This is a genomic window from Mesorhizobium sp. M4A.F.Ca.ET.050.02.1.1 (assembly GCF_003997725.1).
GTDB lineage: Bacteria > Pseudomonadota > Alphaproteobacteria > Rhizobiales > Rhizobiaceae > Mesorhizobium.
In genome coordinates this window covers 1-4,239 of the sequence record NZ_RZSG01000522.1, presented here as the reverse complement: position 1 = coordinate 4,239, position 4,239 = coordinate 1, and the positions used below count along the sequence as shown (strand labels likewise).

At 66.0% G+C, this 4,239-nt stretch carries 4 protein-coding genes and 1 pseudogene; 2 read left to right on the top strand and 3 right to left on the bottom strand.

Features of this window, described 5'->3' with window-relative positions:
• Positions 1-396, top strand: a 396-nt coding sequence (gene rpsI / locus EOA33_RS26020; protein WP_127406943.1) for a 30S ribosomal protein S9, incomplete at its 5' end; no start/stop codon positions are given.
• A gap of 11 nt (positions 397-407) precedes the next feature.
• Here rpsI and EOA33_RS26015 read toward each other — a convergent pair.
• The gene (locus EOA33_RS26015; RefSeq protein WP_127406942.1) at positions 408-1,367 is read right to left on the bottom strand and encodes a LysR family transcriptional regulator; all 960 of its coding nucleotides are present in this window, start codon (positions 1,365-1,367) and stop codon (positions 408-410) included.
• A 94-nt stretch (positions 1,368-1,461) separates the two neighbouring features.
• Here EOA33_RS26015 and EOA33_RS26010 point away from each other — a divergent pair, with 94 nt between their 5' ends.
• Positions 1,462-2,334: an aldo/keto reductase family oxidoreductase gene (locus EOA33_RS26010; protein ID WP_127406941.1), complete on the top strand. Its 873-nt coding sequence runs from the start codon at positions 1,462-1,464 to the stop codon at positions 2,332-2,334.
• Between the two features lie 213 nt (positions 2,335-2,547).
• Here EOA33_RS26010 and EOA33_RS26005 read toward each other — a convergent pair whose 3' ends face one another.
• Together EOA33_RS26005 and EOA33_RS26000 are read right to left on the bottom strand one after the other, a co-directional pair.
• Positions 2,548-3,606: a glycerophosphodiester phosphodiesterase family protein gene (locus tag EOA33_RS26005; RefSeq protein ID WP_127406940.1), complete on the bottom strand. Its 1,059-nt coding sequence runs from the start codon at positions 3,604-3,606 to the stop codon at positions 2,548-2,550.
• Between the two features lie 95 nt (positions 3,607-3,701).
• Positions 3,702-4,239: pseudogene (locus EOA33_RS26000) on the bottom strand (acyltransferase); the annotation flags it as partial.

Genomic DNA, 4,239 nt, shown 5'->3' with positions numbered 1-4,239 from the left:
CTCGACAAGTCGGGCCGCGCCTATGCCACCGGCAAGCGCAAGAACGCCATCGCGCGTGTCTGGGTGAAGCCGGGCTCCGGCAAGATCGTCGTCAACGACAAGGAATTCGCGAGCTACTTCGCGCGTCCGGTGCTGCAGATGATCCTCAACCAGCCGATCATCGCCGCCAACCGGGCTGGCCAGTACGACATCGTCGCCACCGTCATCGGCGGCGGCCTGTCCGGCCAGGCCGGTGCCGTTCGTCACGGCATCTCCAAGGCGCTGACCTACTACGAGCCGGCGCTGCGCGCCGTGCTCAAGAAGGGCGGCTTCCTGACTCGCGACAGCCGCGTCGTCGAGCGCAAGAAGTACGGCAAGGCGAAGGCCCGCCGCTCCTTCCAGTTCTCGAAGCGCTAAGCGCTCCGGTTTCAAGCTTTCGAAAGGCCGCCTTCGGGCGGCCTTTTGTTTTTGGGATGCTCAGGGGCCGCGGCCGGCCGGTGTCTTGATGAGTCGATGAAGGCCCGCAGCGGCGCCGGTACCAGGCGGCGCCCGGGATAATAGAGAAACGGCCCCGGAAAGCTCTGCCACCACGGCTCCAACACAGGCTCCAGCGCGCCGCTCTCGAAATGCGGGCGCACCCAGTCCTCGAACAGCCAGAGAATGCCGACACCAGCGATCGCCGCATCGACAGCGAGATCGACGCCTCCACCGATGCTAACGACCAATGGCCCCGTGGGATCGACGCGCACTACCTCGCCGTCGCGCTCGAACTCCCAGGGCGTCATGACCCCGCTCGGGAAGCGGCCGCGCACACAGGCATGGCCAAGCAGGTCGCGCGGGTGCTGCGGCCGGCCGTGCCGGTCAAGGTAGGACGGCGCAGCGGAGGTCGTGAAGCGCTGCGCGCGCGGCCCAATCGGCACCGCGATCATGTCCTGCTCCAGCCGCTCGTCATAGCGGATTCCCGCGTCGCAGCCGGCCACCAGCAGATCGATAAAGTTCTCTTCGGCGATCACCTCCAGGCGAATGGCGGGGTAGGCCGCGAGAAATCCCGGAACGATTTTGGGCAGCACCAGCCGCGAGGCGCTTATCGGCACGTTGAGACGCAAGGTTCCGGCGGGCCGGTCGCGAAAGCCGTTCACCACATCGAGCGCAGCTTCTACCTCGCCCAATGCCGGGCCGAGCCGCGCCAGCAGGCTGGCACCAGCCTCGGTCAAAGCAACGCTGCGCGTGGTGCGGTTGAAGAGCCTGACACCGAGCTGGGTTTCCAGACGGCGGATGGCTTCGCTGAGCGCGGAGGCGCTGCCCGCCGTCGCCCGGGCTCCTTCGCGAAAACCGCCGGCGCGCGCCACCGCCATAAACGCCTGGAGATCGTTGAGATCCGCCGCCATTGTTCGCTACTCCGTACAACCTGTCCGGATTATAGGCGATTATCGAAACAGCCGACAGCGCCTATCTGCCTCGTCGACAGCAAGGAGACACAGCATGTCCGGCATCGACAAATCCGACACCTTCACACTCGGCGACCGCCCCGTCCGTCGCCTCGGCTACGGCGCCATGCAGCTCGCGGGCAAAGGCGTGTTCGGCCCGCCGAAAGACCATGACGCGGCCATCGCCGTGCTGCGCGAAGCGGTGGCGCAAGGTGTGAACCATATCGACACCAGCGACTTCTACGGCCCTTACGTCACCAACAGGCTGATTCGCGAGGCGCTATCGCCTTACCCCGACGACCTCACCATCGTCACCAAGATCGGCGCCCGTCGTGGCGAAGACGGCTCCTGGCTGCCGGCGTTCACGGCCGATGAGCTCGAGCAGGCCGTGCACGACAACCTTCGCAATCTTGGCCTCGAGGTGATGGATGTCGTCAATCTGCGCATCATGTTCGGGGTGCATGGTCCGGCGGAAGGCTCCATCGAGGCGCAGGTCACCAAGCTTGCCGAACTGCAGCGCAAAGGCCTGGTGCGCCATATCGGCTTGAGCAACGTCACCCGCACCCAAATTGCGGAGGGTCGAAAAATCTGCGACATCGTCTGCGTGCAGAACCAGTACAATCTGGCGCACCGGGACGACGACGCGCTGATCGACGAACTGGCGCGCGCCGGCATTGCCTATGTGCCGTTCTTTCCGCTCGGCGGATTCAACCCGCTGCAATCCTCGACCCTGTCGGGGGTGGCGGATCGGCTCGGCGCTACGCCGATGCAGGTGGCGCTGGCGTGGCTGCTGCAGCGCTCGCCCAATGTGCTTCTGATCCCCGGCACGTCGTCAGTTGCGCATCTGCGGGAAAACCTCGCAGCGGCGGAGCTGGAACTGTCGGCGGACGTCCTGCTGGAACTGGATGGCGTGGCGAAAGCGGCGTGATTGGCTAATCTCCCCCCTCGTGGGGGAGATGGCCGGCAGGCCAGAGGGGGGGCGCGAAGGAACACCATCCTCAAAGGCCTGCGATCAACAAACACCTGAAATGCGGCCGCGATTGGACCCAGCTGCTGGATAGGCTGGCGGGACAGCGCCCCCCTCTGCCCTGCCGGGCATCTCCCCCACAAGGGGGGAGATCAGCTGCGTCGGCGCCGACGCCTAATTGATGCTCGCCGTGTGCGCCGGCTCGGCGGGCCGAGGCTGATCTGCATAAGGCACGCGAAAACCGTTCGCTGCGAGCCATTCGATCGCTGCCTTAGGCTCATCGGTCTGGATGATGCTGGCGCCGCGCTCGGCCCAGAACCCCCAGGTCTCGCGCGGCAGGCTGGCAGCGACAGCCAACTCGTCGCCGCGGCCGCCGGAGAGGTAGCCGCCAGGCTTGTTGACGATGGCGTAGGTGTCGGCCCAGATGTGCCAGCCGCCGCGCACGGCAGAAGCCCGCATGCGATTGCTGAACAGCGGTCCGCCCGTCTCGGTCAACGTCTCGCCGCCAGCCCGCCAATTGATCAGTTCGATCGCGCCAGGCGAAAAGACCCGGCCGACCTTCTCGGCGAAGGCGGCGTCACGCACGGCGTCGTCGGCGATGATCGGCATGAACTGGAAGCCGCCGCCGGTGGCATCGATCGCCGCCTTGACGGTGTCGATCCGCTGCTGGTTCCAGAGGTTCTCCTTGACGATGACCTGATCGGCCATGCCGAGATCGCGGGCAACCGCGATCATCCCGGGCAAGGCCCGAACGTCGAGCTTGTTGTCCAGATTGATCAGAATCCGGTCCCTGGTCGCCAGGAGCATCTCGCGCAGCGTCGAAACCGGCTCACTGGTGACAGCGCCAGTGCCTTCGAGGACCAGCCGGCATTCCTTCAGCTCGGCGACCGTGTAGCCGACCACCTCGCCCTTGCAGTTGGTGGTGCGGTCGAGCCAGCTGTCATGCATGACGACGAACTCGCCGTCCTTCGAGCGGCGGATGTCGACCTCGACGATCTCGGCGCCGAGCGCGATCGAGGCTTCGACAGCGGCAAGCGAGTTTTCCGGATAGAGCGTCTTGCCGGCCTGCATGCCGCCGGCGCGGTGCGCCGCCACCATCACATGGTCGCGCCACTGGTTGGCATGCTCGAAGCGGTCGAGGATCTGCCTGGCGCGCGTTTCGCCGGCCAAGGCATGGCCGATCGAGACCGCAAGCGCCGCGGAAAGCAGAAGGCCTTGCCAGATGGTACGCATCAAGAATCGCTCCGTTCCGGATGGAACCCCGGTTAGGCGATGCGCATGACAAGCCGGTGAACGAAGCCGGCTATGGGCTTGAACGGATTGGCTTCTCAGATCCGCTTGGCGAGCCGCCGGAACCAGGCCAGGGCCGGCATTTCGACGAAGCGCCAGGTGCACCAGGACACGGCGATGGTGGCGACAAGCATCGCAAGGATCGCGGCGAGGCCCACCCCCGGCAGGTCGGCGCCGAAGCCGGTTGCGTGGTCGCCGCGCAGCACGATGTCGCCGAGCAGGTGGAGCCCGAACTTGCGCTCCACCAGCCCGCCGACATTGATCATGCGCGCCTGCACGAAGATGTGGACCATGTAGATGGAATAGGAGAGCGCGCCCAGCATCAGCATCGGCCGGGTGCGCAGGAAGGCGCTGATCCAGCCGCCCTCATGCGCAAAGAGGTAGAGCGCCAGCGCAAACACCAGGGGAGCGGCGATGCCGGCATCGTTGTCGCCGGCCAGCGCGACGAAAACACCGATCACCGCGATCATCACCATCTCGGCCGCCGTCCAGGCGAGCCGCGCCCTGGCGTCACCGGCAAGCGCCTGTCGCGCCTCTGCAATGGAATCGTGCTGAAACCATGCCAGCAGCGCGCCG

Excerpts from the sequence above, each read along its gene's own strand:
- EOA33_RS26015 (WP_127406942.1), bottom strand. The coding sequence starts at position 1,367 with ATGGCGGCGGATCTCAACGATCTCCAGGCGTTTATGGCGGTGGCGCGC.
- EOA33_RS26010 (WP_127406941.1), top strand. The coding sequence starts at position 1,462 with ATGTCCGGCATCGACAAATCCGACACCTTCACACTCGGCGACCGCCCC.
- EOA33_RS26005 (WP_127406940.1), bottom strand. The coding sequence starts at position 3,606 with ATGCGTACCATCTGGCAAGGCCTTCTGCTTTCCGCGGCGCTTGCGGTC.